The sequence below is a fragment of the Lewinella sp. genome (genome assembly GCF_050633125.1).
Classification (GTDB): domain Bacteria; phylum Bacteroidota; class Bacteroidia; order Chitinophagales; family Saprospiraceae; genus Lewinella.
This window is the reverse complement of the sequence record NZ_JBOEFX010000063.1, coordinates 1-18,954: the sequence shown is the minus strand read 5'-3', so window position 1 is coordinate 18,954 and position 18,954 is coordinate 1. Positions and strand designations below refer to the sequence as shown.

Sequence of the window (18,954 nt, the reverse complement as noted above, 5' to 3'; positions counted from 1 at the left end):
CCAGACAAGCAAAACCTGGTTGTACCAGAATATAGGTTTCACAGAAACCATAATTCCCTTCGCTATCAATAGCGTAAATGTAAAGAACAGTGGTTTCTTCATCATCAAGCGTCAATACCAAACCTGTATCTAATGGGCTGGGTACGAAATCAGGCCCGGCAGCTTGTACATCCGCAGCCCGGTAAATCGCATAACCAATAGGCTCGCTACAATCTGTTATCGGGCTTCCTAAAAAGTCTGACACCCAGATACTGGCATCGCAAGTTCCTTCATCATTAGGAGATAAGGTTGCCGTTAGGCCGTTCAGACAAATTGGAGTAGGTGCATTACAGTCAATTACTTTGAAAGTAATATACTGAACAGCAGGGTTCCCACAGCCATCCACGGCCTCCAGACGGAGGGTATGGTAAACATTGGTCCCTTCTGATTGATAAATAACGGGAGCATCAAAAGTTATTGAAAAAGTAGCATCGCCATTATTAATAACCTGAGCTGTAACATCTTCTTCTACACCAAACTCAGTAACATCAATTTGACCGTCATCATTGGCGTCTACTGCAAACCAATCTACGGTCGCTGTAGGTATTGACAACACTAAATTTCCGGTATTATCGAACACTTCACAAGCGTCATCAAGCGTGATTGCAAAGCTTACCTCACTTTCACAGGTTTCGTTATTCAGCGATGGGAATTCTCCGGGCAATAAGTCCGGGCAATCCATCGTAGGACCACCATAAGCAGCTACATCAAAAGTGGGTAGCGAGCTATCATAAACTTTGACAAACTGCGTGTAAGCCCAGCGGCCTACGTTTTGTACAGAAGGCACGGGGGAACTATTCGGCAGACTAGAATCACAACCCGGCTCCGGGTGATTTCGATCAATGATTGCACCACTGTCATTTACCCTAACAACGGGACGTTCACAAGCATCGACATCCGTGTTGTCGGTATCGGTTTGACGAGCCACTACAAAGGCGTCAGCTTCTCCGTCCCAAATACACCAGTTGATCACATCATAGGTAATACTCAGCTTATAGCATTCATCTCCTGTTGCGCTAAAACGCTGTGGTTCTCCTTCATTAATTACCAGGTTGTCACAACCACTTGTTTCGGTTATTAATCCAGGAATCTCAGGATCAAGACAGTCGGCCTCCGCATCAGCGGGGAAATCTATAACATACTGGTGTGTTTCGGTAATGGTAATCAGTTGGTTACACGCATTTGTCGACCGTAGTACTTCGTTGACATCAATGGCGCCATTTCCATTCAGATCGCCTTCTGGTTTCAGCTGCCAAGCTTCGAAACGGCGGGTTAATGTTCCCCAGCCGCAGGCATTAATATTAATCATCGGGGTACGCTCCACTACAGTGTCAACCGCACAATTATCTGTACCTGTTGGACCACCAAAAAGGTCGCTCATAAGCTGCGAGGTAGCAGCAAAATTATCATTGTAATCATCTTCAATATCACCTGCATAAAGGAGTGGCAACTCAGCACAACTCAACGTTTGTGGTGCAGGCGAGTAACAAAATGGGCGCAATTTGTCTTCAGGTGTAACAACCAGCCAACACTGATTACTATTGCCAACCTCGTCAGTCACACGCAGTTCCAGTGTTACTTCTCGATTGATATCACAACAGTAGAAATCAACAAAATCCCCCCATGGAGAATACTGATTAGAACTTAATCCACAATCATTATCATCCCAATAATTTCGGCGAACTTCCAGCTCAAGATTTGCGGAACAATTATCCACAGAACCTTCGTCTACGCTGGTAGCAAATACCCGAGCGATACCATACAATCCGCTCAATATATCGCCACCTCCTATTTGCACATTTAGTTGATCATCGCAAATGACCGAAGGCGCAATCTCGTCGCGTACGATAATGGGCATCGTTTCGCATATTTCATTGTTACATTCATCGGTTGCGCAATACTCCAACTCATAACTTCCAGGGGGTACCGTAAATACTTGCCCACTGGTTCCTAAAAAGAGGAAAGTACCAGCCATGTCCCGAACAGTAACCTCCAGGGAAGGAGGACCAGAGCAAAAATCATAAAGTTCGGTCGGTGCAGGGATCGCTATATTGGCCTCACAGGCATACGGTGTCGTAGAAAACCGGCGGACATCAGGGAAGCCATCGTTGTTGTAATCTACCGTAGGTAACACCAAGGTAGGATCTGTATAATCCTTGATTTTGATCAACTGATTGAACTCTGTTATCATCGAAAGATCACACTTGTCAACAATGTACCATTCCCGAATAAAAGTGTAGGTGTTACCACACAATTCAATCCGTGGGCGATCCTCAAAAGATGCGCCGAGGTTACAATGCGTTTGGTCAAGTAAATGGGGATCTATTTCTGGTGTAGAAGGATCTGCATCGAAGAAACTGAGTACTGCGGGAAAGCCTAATACACCTAGTGCTTCGTGAATTTGTTCTGGACTAGGATTGGCATCACCACTAAATACAGCACAATCTAATTCCACCACCGCTGGTGGCAAAATGACCTCTCCTAAATTTGGATTTCGGAAAGTTATAACTTGGGTACAAATATTAGATAAATTAGGCGCCCCCTGACAAGCAGAATCAAATTTATCTTCCGCAAAAAAGGTGCGATTAATCGTCGTCAATCCACAATTTCCATTCTCGACTACCTGATCAGAAACATAAATTCTTACAAAGTCACACCCATCATCTAAAGTTGGGTAGCCTGTTTGATCTAAAATTGCAGCTACAGCGGGGTCAATATCTACAATTTGTCCATCGCCATCAACGATATAAGCTATTGGCGTATTAAAAACAACTTGATCAATATCATCACATAGAAAATCAGTAATTCCTTCGGGACTAGCACCGCCAGTTATGTTTGGCGGACAGGTGACCACGGGAGCAATTACATCTCTCGCAACCACATAACCCCAACAGGGAAAGCCACTTATGCCATCTACCAGCACCTCTACAAAGTATTCATAGGTACCACAACCGCTTAGCGTTCCATCTTCAGAGACAAGCACACCATCCTGAAAAATACTTACTTTAAAATCTGACGGAATCAAACAGCCCCAATCACCAACTAACACCATTGGTGGTGTAACAGTGGCTCCACATTCCTGATTTAAACTTACATTTACTGCTCCCAAACAGCCAAGGTATACTGGCGGCTGAGGGTTCATACTTGCAATTAAATTATCTATACTCAGGCTTATATCTCCACAAACCAACCCACCACCTGGATTTACATTTCCATCCACTAAACTTAACTGATCTACTATTAAATTAAAGTCCGCACCAATAGTAAAATCAAAAGGAACAATTAAGTCCAAATCAGTTGTCAGATAATGCAACCCATGAATACCGTAATCACCGATAGGTAAACCTTCTAAATCTACAACTACTGTAGCGTTATTTACTGGATTAGCAATTGGGTGAACCTGTACAATTTCATCATTTTCATTAACGACTACGACCATGTAAGTGTAGTCATCTGCAATTGAAAGTGGCGACACGAAATCGTTTAAGCGAACAGTAATTTCTTGATCCGCATAGATTCCCAGCGTAGCATTTCCACACATCACCAGCTCATCTGTGGTTGTCAAGCGACCGGGGCTTGGCAAACACTGAGGTTGGTAGATGAAATTGTTATTGGCAAAACTTGTATTCCCTCCATTAATGGTAAATTCAACGCTGTTATTTGCCGGGCTAACCAGATCATAACCTTCGGCTAATACCGTGCCCGTGACACTGGTCAAATTCAGGCGGTATTCGCCGTAAGGCAGATTAGAGAAAGCAAAAACACCTCCTGCTACAGACGATTTTTGAAGCGTCACATCATCGGCATTGTCCCACACTCCATCTACACCGTGCCAGCTCAATTCAAAAGCGACACCATCTATACCAGCTTCATCAAAATCAAGACCAAAATCATCATCTGGCCATACCGTTCCGCTAATGATACCCGGGCCTATGAAGCCTGCATCAAAGGTATAATCAAGCGCTGTTGCAGCAAAAGTAAAATCAGCGGTACTTGTGGCACCATTACCGGCTGCAGCATCAATTTTATTACCATTATCCCCACTTACTACAGTACCTGAAGCCAAGTAACCTGCTGGCGGTTCATAAAGAAAGAAATAGTTACCCGGAGGTACGGCGGTATACCAATAGTTGCCATCCACATTAGAGGTAAGTGGGCCCATTGTGAGGCTTTCTGTATCGGTATCAGCATCATAAATACGAGCTAATACCTGCGGAAGAGGTACATCGTCACCATCAAAGGAGCCATTATTATCAAAGTCTATGAAGGTAAAATCGCCTAAGTCATCGCAGAGGATTATTCCGATAGTTGCCATCGCGAAGGGGCGGCAAGCACCATCAGCAGGGTCAGGGCTCAATAGCGCATACACATCATAATTGCCTACGGCTAGTTGATCACCTACCTCCAGGAGTTCTGCAACCCCATTATCAGGGATAACCTGTCCGAGTTCTATACCATCCAGATAAGGGTCATCTACGGAACCTGCTGGCAAGTAGACAAAGCGAACCTCAAAATTAGTTTCGTTATTTTCAGCAGCATCGAAGTCTTCCAAACCCATAACAGCCAAGTTGAAAGGAAAACCTTCACAAGCTTCAATGGGGACATCAATAGCACCAATAGTCGGGCATATCACCTGGCTATTGATTTTCTGAATTGAAAAAAACAATAGGAAAAACAGAAGAAAAGAAAAATGACCGGCCACAGCAAGCTGTCGCTGGTACTCTTGAGAAAGAGTAGTGTTGTTAGTCATGGGATTACGGTTTAAGACAACCTGCGTATACTTCTGTGAAGTACACTCATAGGGTACCACTAAAGCAGTAGTGTTATTAAGTTTCAATCTACTAAAGGGAATCTCTCAGAGGGGTTTCTCAAATACTCGGCTTAAAGATACAGTTTTGCTGTAATATAATGCAAGGTCGCAAGAAAAAACTAAAATCCCGAACCTGCTAAATAACAGATTCGGGATTTTTAAAACCCAGTATAAATCGGCAAAATCTCACTCCGACCAAGGTCGGAGTGAGGGATATAATCAATTCCTATGCAGGAACTAGAGCCAATTTAAAAAGCGCCTTTAATATTTTAAAGTGCCGATTTTACCGTTTTAATGATACGAGCAGCTACTTTGTAAGGATCAGCCTCTGAGTTCGGGCGGCGATCCTCGACGTAACCTTTCCAACCATTTTCCACGGTGATAGGCGGGATGCGAATAGAAGCACCACGATCAGAAATACCGTAGCTGTATTCATCAATCGATTGTGTCTCGTGTAATCCCGTCAGACGCAAGTGGTTATCGGCACCATACACAGCGATATGTTCTGCTGTAACTGGGCGGAAAGCCTCCAGGATTTTCTTGTAAGTCTCCTCTGAACCACAAGTACGAAGTACCGTGTTTGAGAAGTTAGCGTGCATACCGGAACCGTTCCAGTCACCCTTTACAGGCTTACAGTGCCAATTAATTACGACACCATATTTTTCAGCAGTACGCTCCAAAAGGTAGCGACCTACCCAAATTTGGTCACCAGCTTCCTGTGCGCCTTTGGCAAACATTTGGAACTCCCACTGACCAGCAGCCACTTCCGCGTTAATACCTTCGATGTTCAGGCCAGCATCAATACACAGGTCCATGTGTTCTTCGACGATATCACGGCCATAGGCACGATTAGCTCCCACACCACAGTAATAAGGTCCTTGAGGTTCAGGGTAACCTTCTCCTGGAAAGCCTAGTGGTCTATTGGTCGCAGGATCCCATAGGAAGTATTCCTGTTCGAAACCAAACCAGAAATCATCGTCCTGGTCATCAATAGTGGCTCTACCGTTACTAGGGTGTGCCTTACCGTCAGCCGACAGTACTTCCGTCATTACCAAGTAGCCATCACGGCGGCCTGGATCAGGATAAATAGCAACAGGTTTCAGCAAGCAATCCGAAGAATTACCGGGTGCTTGTTCTGTTGAACTACCATCGAATGACCACATTGGACAGTCTTCCAGCTTACCGCTAAAATCCTTAATGATCTTGGTTTTGCTCCGTAATGTCTGGGTTGGCTTGTATCCATCCAACCAAATGTACTCTAATTTGAACTTTGTCATTTTTAACAATAAAATTTATAGTTCTGCAATAGGAATGGAAAACCCCGATGCGCTGACTAAATCAGCCACCGGGCTTTTCCTAAAATAATTTCAATATAACCTGCTTAGAAAGCATAAACACCTGCCAGAACGAAAGAAGCCAGTGATGAAGTAGCTTTTCCGTCGCCGTCCAGGAATACATCTTCAGAAGCAGCATCCAAACGGATTTCCGGGATCAATGTCAAGTCACCTATGGTAATGTTACCAGATAATGTCAAGTCAATTACGCTGGCAGACAAATCATTATCATAAGCACCAATGATTCCGTAGCCCGTGTTGTTTTCACCGAAGTACTCTCCACGTAGACCCAGGGCAAAGTTTTCGCTGAGTGCATACTGGCAGTAACCAGCAAAACCGTAGAAGCCAGGACGGTCAGTGTCATCACTTGGATCATAAGAGTTCATCGTAGCATTAACACCTACGTACAAATCTTCTGTAACATCAAATCCGGCAGTCAGGTCAACCTGAAATAGTGCACCGGCACTACCTTCAGCATCGCCATCCTGATCACCATATAGCAAGTTCAGATAAACACCTTTGTAACCGAGCTGAGCACCGTAAGAATAAGAACCGATGTAGTTCGCTTCTGTCAGGTCAGTAGGGTTAAATACCCCTAGCATCAAGCTTACGTCTTCACCCAAGCCGATATCTGCTTTGATACCAGTGTGGGAAAATGGGCCATAGGAGAACATGTAAGAAGTAGAATAATTGAAGTTACCAGCAGGTGAAATCACTTCATATCCCAGAAATGTATTGAAGTTACCCAAAGTCAGGGTTACGTTATCACTAGCATTGAAGTACACATACAACTGGTTTACGAAAGTGGAAGCATTAGCAGCTACACCACCAAGCGTAGGAACTCCGGAAGCGAATACGGCATCTCCACCACGTGGGCCGAACACCAAATCGCCTACAAAACCTGCTTTTTTGCCTTCGTGGGTACCTATAAGATTGAACATACCCAAGCTAAAACCAGGCAGGTTGGCAAATGAAGTTACCGGAGCCTGATCATCAGTACTCGCTCGAAAGTAAGCATCTGCAGAACCGGATAGTGTAAACTTCGCTTCTTCCTCTTCTTCCTCTTCTTCTACGGGAGGATCTTCTTCAAGGACAACTGGCATTGAAACAGGGCCCGCTGTCGCATTCTGAGCCTTTGCCCCGAATGATAAAAATAAACATACAGCCAAACTGAAAATCTGTACAAACTTTTGCATAACAGTGTGTATTAGTTGAGTAGGTTGCCCTACTTGGTTGATCAAAATAGAATTGGAAAATCAATCTTGCCAACGGTAAACCACACTGTATTTTATCAAGTATTCTGCTAGAATACTTGAACAAAACAGCTTGATACTGTACTTTTACAGTTGAGTTAGTTAGCGGTTTACCGTTATCTACAGTCCCCGTTGGTGTTGCCGCACCGCGGGGACTCGTTGTTTTATGAAATCTCTCCGAGATTTATTTGACGCTCAGCTGAAAAGCAGACTCTTCTGCTGATTCCGTGTAAGCGTGCATTTCGTGTTCTTCAACATCAAGCCCCTTAATTTCTTCTTCTTCACTTACACGGATACCAATTGTAACCTTCAGGAGGTACATTAGGCCATAAGCAAAAACAAAGGTGAAGGCAACAACAGCTAGTGCTCCATAAAGCTGAATCCAAAGCTGATTCAAACTAGCCATGCTTCCGAAGATACCAACGGCCAGTGTACCCCAAATACCACAAACCAAGTGAACAGACGTAGCACCTACCGGGTCATCAATCTTTACACGATCGAAGAACACAACCGACAGTGGGATGATACAACCTGCGATCAAGCCAATCAAAATAGCCGCCAATGGGCCCATCTGATCTGCTCCTGCAGTAATACCGACCAAACCTCCCAGGATACCATTAAGTACCATTGAAAGATCGTGGGTTTTGAACATTGCGTAGGATACAATAAATGCTCCTACAGCACCTGCTGAAGCAGCAAGGGCAGTGGTCACGAATACTAAAGAAACAGCTACAGGGTCAGCGCTTAGTACAGAACCACCATTGAAACCAAACCAGCCGAACCACAGTAGGAATACCCCCACTGCCGCAAGTGGCATGCTGTGACCAGGAATTGGTTTAATTTTTCCACTAGCAGTATACTTTCCTCTCCGTGGGCCAAGTACCAGTACGGCAGCTAAAGCAGCCGCACCACCCATAGCGTGCACGAGTGTAGAGCCAGCAAAATCGTAGAAACCTGCGGCATCAAGCCAGCCTCCACCCCACTTCCACATTCCTGTGATAGGGTAAGCAAGCGCAACTAAAACTACAGAGAAAATGAGGAAAGAGTTAAGCTTAATACGTTCTGCTACGGCACCAGAAACGATGGTAGCAGCGGTAGCAGCAAACATCCCCTGGAAGATGAAATCCGTCCAGTAGGTATAGCCTCCGTCGGCATAAGCAATGGCTCCAGCATCTCCTTCAGGCATAGAGAGCCCGAAACCGCCAAAACCGAAAAACCCGCCGGAAAAAGCCTCCCCCGGGTACATTAAATTGAAACCTATAACACAGTACGTCAACAAACCGATTGCAATAATCATTGCATTCTTAAAAATAATATTGACCACGTTCTTTTTTTGTACAAACCCGGCCTCTAAAGTCATAAAGCCGAGGTGCATCAGGAATACCAGACAGGTTGCGACCAGCATCCAAACGTTATTTGCAGTAAATAATCCTTGTTCCATGATTGCCCTAAGATTATAAGATTGTTAATCAAGCACGAACCAAGCACCTGGTTTTTAGAGCGGTACTTTTATCGCGTTGGTTTTCGTAATTGGTTGAAAGAAATCTGGTTGGTGGGTAGGGCGATCCCTCAGGATCAGAAGAAAACTATATGGCTTCGGCGCCAATCTCAAAAGTGCGGATACGCACAACATGCTCTAAATCAATAACAATGATCTTTCCATCACCGACTTCACCGGTGCGGCCAGACGATACGATTGCATCAATGATTTCGTCTACTTTCTCAGTATTGCAAAATATATCGATACGTAAACGAGCGATATAATCTGAATCATAAACACTGCCCCGGTACATCAGCTGCTCTCCTTTTTGCAAGCCAAAACCTTTCACTTCGGTTAGGGTGAAAAAGTTGACGCCAATTCCTGCCAGAGCATCCCGAATACTTTCGAAGCGGGATAAACGAACAATAGCTTCGATTTTTTTCATCAGTTTGTTAGATTTGTGGTCAATTAATATGAATTCGATTCCTGACCAGAGCTCTAGTCACAAGAAATAAAGAAAGGAAGCAATGACCCTTTCCATTATTTCCTCATTGCAACAGCAAATCTAGGGTGAGCCATAAGCTTTGCCTAATCATTGTTTCTTGACCGTTGTTACCCCTACCACCACCTTTCGCAACACAAGCAACTGATTATCAACTAACAAAACAAAAAAAGATGGCATGCCTACCACAAATAAAGACCCGTTATTCCGGTTAATAAAGTCTTTGAGCAAGCCAGAGAAGCGTCATTTCCGTCTCTATGTCAACCGTACGATGGGTGATCAGGAGCGAAAATTCATTGTCCTTTTTGACCTATTAGATAAGCAAGAAGCCTATGATCATGAACAATTACTGAAGAAACTACCAGGCAAAACGACAAAGAGCAAGCTTTCAAACCTAAAACGACACCTTCTAAAGCAGTTATTGACCAGTTTGCGGCTGACCTATATTAACAAGCTTATTGATATTGAAATTAGAGAGCAGCTCGACTTTGCGCGTATTCTTTACAGCAAAGGATTATACATGGAGAGCCTTCGATTGCTGGAGCGCATTAAGGACACGGCCAATGAGCACCACCAAGACATACTGCATCTGGAGATTATCGAATTCCAAAAGTTGATAGAATCCCGACATATTACTCGGTCCCGACAGGTAGAGCGAAAAATGGAACGCCTCTTGGAGGAATCAACGCTCCGTAGTAGAGTGACTCAGACGGCCAGTGAAATGGTTAATCTCTATATTCAGATTCATGGATATTATATTGTCCATGGCTTTGCCTATTCCCCTGAGCAGGTGGAAGAATTGAACCAAGCTTGGCGAAAAATGCAGCCAGACCACCATCATAACCGATTCTCAGACACCTTCTTTGAAAAAACACACCGCTATCAATCGTATTTATGGTATCGCTACATCCAGCTTGATTTTGCAGGCGCCCTTAGCCATGCCCTGGAATGGGTAATGCTCTTTGAGGTCCACCAACTCATGAAATACAAGGACCCAGACTTGTACTTACGTAGCCTTTACTATTTATTGACGCTGCTCTATCTCACGGACGATACCGGGCAATATTATAAGTACCTGGAACAACTAAACAATTATGTAGAAGAGGTAGAAGAACAACTCAATCCCAATAGCCAACACGTTCGGTTTGTCTATCAAAACTTAAGCAACCTCAACTATTATTTTCTTACCAAGGATTATGAACAAGCTCATCAATTCAGTGAAAAGGTATATGACTCCCTAAGCAAACATCGGGATCTTATGGACGACCACCGGATTCTTCTTTTTCACTACAAATTTGCAGCAGCAGCCTTTGCTCATGGCAAATATGAGATTGCACTCGAACGCCTCCATCCCATTCTCCATCAAGGAGACAAAATACTGCGCAAAGACATGGAGATCAATGCTCGATTGCTAGAACTTCTTTGCCTTTATGAAAGTAAAGCCTTTGATCGAATGAGCTACCGGCTTATCTCTTTTGGTAGAAGTGTGGTTAAAACAAAAAGGGCCACTACCCTACAGCTAGACACCCACAAAATGCTACGGGCACTACTGCAAACATATACCGAAGACAATCAAACCTTTCTACTGCTACAACTAAATTCATTCCGAGAAAAAGCTGCTCAGCCGCGTGAACGCATGTTTCTGAAATATCTAAATGTTATTGAATGGATGGAATCAGGAAGCAAGACATAAGACTTTGGTTACTTTAACCATCGCAATCTGGTTTGCTAATCTTCCCTAAACGTTAGCAATAATCGATTTGACTGTTCGTCAACCGTGAGAATATAAGTGTAATACCCATCAGGCAGTTCCATTTCTCCAACATAATCAATCGGTTGGATGCCAAATAGTGCTCCTTCAATTTCTAATGCTACGTAAGCATATTCGTAAGCCTTACTATACTGTTGATAAACTGATCGTTCGCCAGCATTGAGGCTACCGTAATCATGGTCTTCGCTGATTTTCACTAGAATATTATCAAGGGTAAAATTACTAGCGTTTTCAATCCTCACAAAAACATCCTTTAATGGTGGCGTCACCTCTTCTTCGGCTTGTTCTGTATTACAGGCCATTAGAAAAAAAGAGGTCAAAAATATCAGAAGGAGCAACTGTTTCATGATCGTTGATTTAATGAGGTGAAATTATATTTCTTAGCCAGACGTAAAAAAAACAGAAAGTGGTTGGCTCTAGGCCATTAAGTATTGCGCAAAAAAATAAGATCATTATTCGTCTTATCAACCTTTTCAGGTTAAAAGTAGTCTTAACTATAGGGGACAAAGCCACCGCCAACCATCATGAAGATGACAATGTTGGTTAAAAATTATATAAAAACCCCTCCATCACTACATTAATCACCGCATTCTGCTACATTGCCTTTTGTATATTGTACCCTTTAACCAAAATCAAGCCTTGACTCCCCAAAATTGCTTGAAAACGTGAAAACTATTAAAATTCAACTTCCATTGACTGACGCTCGACTCAATAAGTTCATAACCATTGGTGCTATGTTCTTGTTTTTCTTCGGCGGCCTACATCAGATACACGCGCAATACCTTTTCTCTGGCCGGGTCATTGATGCCGACACCAAAGAAGGTATTCCTTTTTGTAATGTCTACTACGCAGGTACCACTATGGGTGTTTCCACAGATGTCGATGGCTATTATGAACTTCCCGTAACAGTTCTTCAAGACAGCCTTACCGCTTCAGCAATAGGATATACTTCATTAGCGAAAACAACAGGAGATCAAGAGAAACAGACCATCAACTTCAGCCTGGAAAGCGCCAACACAACGCTTGACGAAATAGTGGTGATTGCCGGAGAAAATCCCGCAAACGCTATCGTCAAAGGAATTATCCAGAATAAAGATCGTAACAACCTTGAGCAACAACCCGCTTATCAATACGAAAACTATACTAAGGTAGAACTTGATTTTGAAAAAATCCCCGACCGAATAAGGGAGAACAAGCTGATGGACCCCTTCGATTTTGTCTTTGAAAACATCGACAGCACCTCCGATGAAAAGCCTTTTCTGCCTATTTATATCAATGAGGCATTGAGTGATGTCTATTATTCTGAAGAGATTGGTCGATCGGCCGAGCGTATTAAAGCACAACGTGCATCGGGTGCACCCAACCAATCTTTTATAGAGTTTGTCAAAAAGGTCTATACACCTTTCAATGTTTACAACAACTGGATAGACATTATTGACAAGCGGTTTATCAGTCCATTTTCTGATGCAGGGCTTGGTTTTTATGAGTATTACATCCTGGATAGTACTTTTGTTAGTGGACAATGGAGTTACAAACTCAAATTCAAACCCCGCCGCAAGCAAGAGAACACTTTCTACGGCGACTTCTGGGTAGCGGACAGTACTTTTGCCATCCAGCGCCTCAATATGAGAATGAGCCCCGAAGTCAATATTAACCTGGTAAAGCGAATAATTATTTACCAGGAATATGAACCCCATGAAAGCTTATGGTTGCCGGTCAAACAAAAAATGATTGTTGACTTTACACTTACAGAGAAGTCTCCAGGCATGATTGCCAGACGTACAAAATCTTCTCGTGATTATCGTCTCAATCCTGCTGAAATCCAGAACAACTTTCCTGAAAAGAAAAAAGGAACGAGTCCTCCCCCTCCACTAAATAGCGACGAGGAATATTGGCAAAGTATCCGTCACGAGCCCCTTTCCGAGACCGAGTCTACCATTTATGCGCTCGTTGACAGTATCCAGAATGTCCCTGCTTTCAAAACCTACGGAGAGATTTTCGCCACTGTCTTCGGCGGTAATTTCGACTTAGGCAAGTTTTCCGTAGGACCTTACTATTCGATTTATAGCAAGAATCCAATCGAGGGCACCCGCTTGAGGTTAGGTCTCCGTAGTGATGATGACCTCAGTGAAAACTTACGTATAAAAGGCTATGCTGCCTATGGCTTTCTTGACGAAAGGTGGAAATATGGGCTAGAAGGAATGTGGCTCATCCACCGATATCCGTGGACTATCATTGGAGCCGCTCATCGCAAAGATATTAGCCTAAGTAGTGAAAATAGTGAAGACTTCCAGGAAGGCAACCTGTTCTCTTATTCTTTCCGTCGGGATGTTTATCTAAAGCTGATCGATGTATCGGAAACTAAAGTCTTTTATGAAAGACATTGGGACAATGGCCTATCCAATCGAATTACGATATTGAATCGACAGATGGATCCCTATGGAAATAACGAGGAAGGCGGCTTCAATTACGCCTTCGTAAAGCCTGGCGGAGAATCCGTTGACACCACTTTAAACACTACTGAAGTAATTTTAAAGTTCCGCTATGCGCCGGGAGAGACTTTTCTGGGAGAACGATTCAACCGAGTCAGTCTTGGCACCACGAAGCCTATTCTGGAAGCACAATACACCTTGGGCTTAGAAGATTTTTTCGGAAGCCAGTATAACTATCATAAATTTTCACTGGGATTAAGACACTGGTTCAACATCAGCCCTATCGGCTGGCTTTCTTATCGAATAAAGGCAGGAAAAACCTTCGGCACCTTGCCCTTTTTATTACAAGAAGTGCACCCTGGAAATGAAGCCGTCTTCATGTCTCGTTCGGTGTTTAATACGATGAACAACTACGAATTTGTCAGTGACACCTATGCCAGTGTTTTTTTAGAACACCATTTTGATGGCTTTTTCCTTAACCATATCCCTCTTTTGCGTAAGCTAAAACTTCGGGAAGTTGCCAGCTTCAAGGCTGTGGTTGGAAGCATGTCGAAAAATAACCAGAAGGCTAATCGTCTCAATGGCTTCCAACCTCAAAGTGGGGCAGACTTATACACAGGCTTCCGCTCTCCTTCGTCAAAACCTTACCTTGAAGCGGGTATTGGCATCGAGAATATCCTCAAAGTAATCCGCGTTGATGCATTATGGCGGCTCTCCTATCTGGATAATCCAGAGGCTAGTCGATTTAGCATTACTGTGGGGGCATACTTAGGATTTTAGTATTTGTGCAGAAAATAAAATGCGATTAGCTTCGTGCTGTGTTCTTTAAAGTTGCCCTGAATCAATCAACTGTTGAAACATCTCGCGCATACCAGGAGCTAATGGGCGAAAGTTAATACCCAATTCTTGTTCGGCTTTGGTATGATCCGCTTTCCAAGGGTGGTCGATGTTATTACTAACAGATTTCCTGGTCATTCCAGCAGCAGGTGCCGTCAGCCAGATGAGCCACTTCGGGAGCTTACGAGAAGGCAACGGGTAATCGGGAAACACTTCCTTCAGGTAGCTTGCCAGCTCAAGAAAGTTAGTATTCTCAGCAGAAGTGATATAACGGCCCTGTGCATTAGGGTTATAGCCTGCCTGGTAATGTACTTCTGCAACATCTCTTACATCTACTCCCCCAATATTAAAGCCAGGAGCTCCCATCTTCATCGTACCATCTCCCATTTGGCGAGCAATATCAAAACTTGCTGATGTTGCATTTGGATTCGTTCCCGGACCAATCACCAAAGAAGGATTAACGACCACCAAATCCCAACGATCTTGTGCATTAGCCATTTCCCAAGCCGATTTGTCAGCCATTACTTTTGAGTAAGAGTAGGATTGATGGGTAAGGCTTGATGTGGTATTCCAATCCTCCTCGGTAAATACGCCGTTCTTCGTTTTCTGAAGATCAATATTATCACCATAAATGGAAGCACAGCTACTGGTCACCACGACCCGCTTTACCGAAGCAACCTGATTGGCAGACTCAAGCACATTTTGGGTGCCTTTTACCGCTGGGTCTACCAAATCTCTTTGAGGATCATCATACTTGAGTATGAAGGGAGAAGCGGTATGGTAAACAAGCTCACAACCTGCCATAGCCTCTTTGTATGCGCCTTCTGTTAGCAAATCGGCTTTAAAGTATTTAATAGTCCCCTTGGATTTGGCAGCTAGCTCATCAAGGTGCGCTACTTTTTCTTTTTTATCTGGGTTACGCACTGCTGCGTGGACAGTAATACCTTCCTCCAACAACTGTTTTACTAACCAACCTGCTACGTAGCCTGTTGCTCCGGTAACCAATACTGGTTTATTCTTATCGACTTGCATGTAATGTTTTCTTAAAAAGTAAGTAATCACTTACAAAAGTAAAGGCTTTTACATTACCTCGCAAGAGGAGCATCAAAAAAGAAGCTTACCAAAGGGGGCGAACATTTATTCTTGCCGTATTGCTTCTACAGGATTGGATAATGCGGCCTTGATGGTTTGTGAACTAACGGTCAGAAAAGCGATGGTAAGAACTCCTGCTCCTACTGCAAAAGGCAGTCCCCAGGGAAAATCAATCCGATAAGGAAAATCTTCCATCCAACTGTTGATAAAATACCAGCACAAGGGTACTGCCAATAGCAAAGCTATGCCTATCAACCAGACGAAATCTTTGGCTAACAACAGTAATATTTGATCCACCCTGGCACCGAGGACCTTACGAATGCCGATTTCCCGAAAGCGGCGCTTGGTCAGTAATGCTGCCAAACCAAATAGTCCGAAACAGGAAATAAAAATGGCCAGAAACGCGAAATAGCCTACCAGCGTCCCCAATCTATCCTGGGCTTGGTACAAATCGCTGATCGTTTCTTCCAGAAAAGCGTATTCAAAGGTTTTAGCGGGAAAGAAACTGGCCCATTGGTCTTCCATAAATGCCAGCGTACTCGCCAGATCATCATTTTGTAATCGGACACTGAAATAACCAAAAGCGCCAGCATTAACGTCCATTATTAGCGGAGTCATTTCGGCAAGCATGCTGTTGAAATGAAAATCGGCGACCACTCCAACAACCTGTCCTTCCTTTCCTTCCACAACAAGCCTTTGGTTAAGAGCCTCTTCTGGTGTCTCCCAGTTGAGGTCACGCACAGCCTGCTCATTGATAACAAAACTGCTGATATGGTCTGTACCAAAGGAAAGGTCAAATTCACGGCCAGCAACAACCTCCAGGTCATACGTTTCTGCAAAATCATAGTCGACAGCGAGCACCGGTGCGAAGAAATTGTCTTCCTGTAATACTTTATCCGTCCATACATTTCGGCTAACGGAACCTAAACCAGGTACTGATGCACTTTGCGTGACCGCCTTGATATTAGGATGTTGTAACAATGCCTCATCAAAAGCATTCATCCGCTGGCGGATGGTCGCATCTCCGGGGCGAAAAACAGCATTTATATTATTCTGGCTGTTTAAGGGCAAGGTAATTACCAATGCTTGCTGGAAGCCCATCGGCTGACTACGCAAGAAATTCAGTTGTTGAAAAACAATTGCAGTACCACTGATAAAAGCAATTGCTACCACAAATTGTAAGGTCATCAAGACCTTGCGTAAACCTACGCCGCCCATGGTTTGCCCCCCACCTTTGCCTTGCAAAACGCGCAACGGTTCAAAACCACTCATAAAAATAGCAGGATAGCTGCCTGCTAAAAGTCCAGTAAACAAAAACACCAGCGAAAAACTAAGCATAAGAAAACCATCTTGCCACCAAGCAGTGCTCAATGCTAGCCCCGTAAGTGCCGCTAACTGTGGTAAAGCCAACCGGACCAATACCAAGGCCACAACAAATGCGAAAGCACTCAGCAAAAGCGACTCTCCCAGGAATTGGGCGAGTAAGGCTCCCCGCCGGGCACCTAGTACCTTGCGCATGCCTACTTCCCGAGCCCGGCTCAGCGAGCTGGCTGTAGACAGGTTAATAAAATTGAAAACAGCAATCAGTAAAGTTATGACACCAATGGCCATAAAGAGGCGTAGCAAAGTAGGGTCAGCCGGCGGCTTGGGTTCTGTTCCTGCTTCCGATTTCAAATGAATATCTTTTACAGGATATAAAGCGAAGTCTTGCTTTTCACGAAAGCGTTCATCGCCGTAGGCAAGGATAAAGTCCTTCATCCGTGCATTTGCCTTCTCAGCGTCGGCATTTTTTTGGAGTTTCACATAGGTGTAAGAATGGGTTGCAATCCAGTTATTGTCCAGCACTTGCCTCACAATATCACGAGCGATTTCCGGCTCTACTTCCACCATATTATCGTAGTGGATAAGTAAGTCCAGGTCAAAATGAGCTTGATCGGGCCAATCGCGAACAACACCACGTACTCTAAATTGATCGGCTGCCGCGAGTTGTAACGGTTCATTGAGCACATCAGTGCGGCCAAACAAACGTTTCGCCAGCGATTCCGTAACCACTACTGAAAAGGGTTCTCTAAGCGCTGTAGCAGGATCACCGTACAAGAAATCGAAGCCTAAAATTTCTGTAATCGTCGAATCTGCAAAAAAAGCATTCTGCACCTCCAACTGTTGGTCTGTCCCTACTACGCGAGCACTGATCTCTCGTGGATACAGGCGGGCAACCTTCTCTATTTCAGGAAAAAACTCCGGCAATTTGGCTGCTACCGTTGGTGGTGTGCGCGCATAAGACGCTGGGCCCTGGATATCGATGTGATAATTCAGGCGATAAACCTGTTCAAGATCGGGATGAAATTGGTCGTAATTTTTTTCATGTTGCACGTAAATAACAATCAGGAAACAACAGGCCAAGCCCAAAGCAAGACCCATTATATTGATTCCGGATGCCATCCGTGCTTTCCAGATATTCCGCAGAGCAATTTTAAAATAATTTCGCAACATGTGTAGGGTGATTTTACTGTTGCAAGTTATTTGCTTTAGCGCAGCTGCCCTATTTTTTAGTTGCAGGATACGGGGTATTCGTTTGGTTATCCCCTTGTTTCATTGAAATCTGTCCGATTAACATTCTACAATCCCTAAGCATAGCCTTCGATGCTCCTTGACTTACTCCACTCGGCTATGGTGGTATAGATATTCCCCTCCGGCCTGCATAGAGCATGAGTACTGATTGATCACTAACTGAAAGGGTTAATCCAGCTCAATACTAAACTCTTCTCTTTTCTATTTAAATATATTCCTTGCTGTTCATCAAGCAAAAATGCCCTTTCCTTAGTAGGCTTAACAACTCGTTGGTTCTCCTTTTTTAAACCCTCTCTTTTGATTACTCTTAAGTTCTTTGATTCTAGCTTGTCTATTTTTTTGCATTTATTCATAACCTTTATATTAAATATTGTGCCAAGCTATTGACTGAAGATTAATGTCATTGCATATAATTAAGCCATTGTAAATAAACAGGTAAAATGAGAACTGTGCTGCAAATAAAATAATCATTCATTCGCAGACACAGTCCTTTCATTATCTGTTCTTACAGTTGCCTTAGACAACAAAACTCATCGTTAGTCCCCCTAACATGAATTTTGTAGATCATAGTTACTTCACAGCAATCATCTTCTTGGTAGCAGTAAACTCACCGGCAGTTACCGTGTAAGTCAACACACCTGTTGCACCTTGGATCATGTCCTTGGTCAAATTGATCATGTTGTAACCAGCTGCGTAATCACCACGTACCACTGTGAGTACACGGCCACTTGCATCGTTGATCGTCAACATTACTTCCGCATCTTGTGGCAAAGTGAAACCGATCAAAGTTTCTACCGCGAATGGGTTAGGTGTATTCTGGTATACTTCGAATC

The 18,954-nt window shown here is 43.7% G+C and carries 12 protein-coding genes; 2 read left to right on the top strand and 10 right to left on the bottom strand.

The window, feature by feature from the left end:
* From ACRBG0_RS14105 to ACRBG0_RS14085, 5 genes are all read right to left on the bottom strand, one after another.
* The coding region (locus ACRBG0_RS14105; RefSeq protein ID WP_431487512.1) for an SdrD B-like domain-containing protein at positions 1–4,789 on the bottom strand (4,789 nt) is incomplete at its 3' end.
* A gap of 329 nt (positions 4,790–5,118) precedes the next feature.
* Positions 5,119–6,126 (bottom strand): glutamine synthetase beta-grasp domain-containing protein, encoded by a 1,008-nt coding sequence (locus tag ACRBG0_RS14100; RefSeq protein ID WP_431487511.1) that lies wholly within the window; start codon positions 6,124–6,126, stop codon positions 5,119–5,121.
* Between the two features lie 104 nt (positions 6,127–6,230).
* Positions 6,231–7,379, bottom strand: coding sequence for an outer membrane beta-barrel protein (locus tag ACRBG0_RS14095; protein ID WP_431487510.1), 1,149 nt, complete (start codon positions 7,377–7,379; stop codon positions 6,231–6,233).
* Positions 7,380–7,620: 241 nt separating this feature from the next.
* The gene (locus tag ACRBG0_RS14090; protein WP_020538511.1) at positions 7,621–8,877 is read right to left on the bottom strand and encodes an ammonium transporter; all 1,257 of its coding nucleotides are present in this window, start codon (positions 8,875–8,877) and stop codon (positions 7,621–7,623) included.
* A 145-nt stretch (positions 8,878–9,022) separates the two neighbouring features.
* Complete coding sequence (locus tag ACRBG0_RS14085) at positions 9,023–9,361, bottom strand: P-II family nitrogen regulator (protein ID WP_431487509.1); 339 nt, start codon at positions 9,359–9,361, stop codon at positions 9,023–9,025.
* 235 nt (positions 9,362–9,596) lie between these two features.
* Between ACRBG0_RS14085 and ACRBG0_RS14080 the strand changes: the two genes are divergently transcribed.
* On the top strand, positions 9,597–11,111 hold the full coding sequence (locus tag ACRBG0_RS14080; protein WP_431487508.1) for a hypothetical protein: 1,515 nt from the start codon (positions 9,597–9,599) through the stop codon (positions 11,109–11,111).
* 35 nt (positions 11,112–11,146) lie between these two features.
* Here ACRBG0_RS14080 and ACRBG0_RS14075 read toward each other — a convergent pair whose 3' ends face one another.
* Complete coding sequence (locus ACRBG0_RS14075) at positions 11,147–11,536, bottom strand: hypothetical protein (RefSeq protein ID WP_431487507.1); 390 nt, start codon at positions 11,534–11,536, stop codon at positions 11,147–11,149.
* Between the two features lie 318 nt (positions 11,537–11,854).
* On the opposite strand from ACRBG0_RS14075, the gene ACRBG0_RS14070 reads away from it, so the two are divergent.
* Positions 11,855–14,401, top strand: a complete 2,547-nt coding sequence (locus ACRBG0_RS14070; protein WP_431487506.1) for a DUF5686 family protein — start codon at positions 11,855–11,857, stop codon at positions 14,399–14,401.
* 45 nt (positions 14,402–14,446) lie between these two features.
* Here ACRBG0_RS14070 and ACRBG0_RS14065 read toward each other — a convergent pair whose 3' ends face one another.
* From ACRBG0_RS14065 to ACRBG0_RS14050, 4 genes are all read right to left on the bottom strand, one after another.
* Positions 14,447–15,490 (bottom strand): NAD-dependent epimerase/dehydratase family protein, encoded by a 1,044-nt coding sequence (locus ACRBG0_RS14065; RefSeq protein WP_431487505.1) that lies wholly within the window; start codon positions 15,488–15,490, stop codon positions 14,447–14,449.
* Positions 15,491–15,595: 105 nt separating this feature from the next.
* Complete coding sequence (locus tag ACRBG0_RS14060) at positions 15,596–18,043, bottom strand: ABC transporter permease (protein ID WP_431487504.1); 2,448 nt, start codon at positions 18,041–18,043, stop codon at positions 15,596–15,598.
* Positions 18,044–18,276: 233 nt separating this feature from the next.
* Positions 18,277–18,474, bottom strand: coding sequence for a hypothetical protein (locus ACRBG0_RS14055; RefSeq protein ID WP_431487503.1), 198 nt, complete (start codon positions 18,472–18,474; stop codon positions 18,277–18,279).
* 217 nt (positions 18,475–18,691) lie between these two features.
* Positions 18,692–18,954, bottom strand: a 263-nt coding sequence (locus ACRBG0_RS14050) for a T9SS type A sorting domain-containing protein (protein WP_431487502.1), incomplete at its 5' end; no start/stop codon positions are given.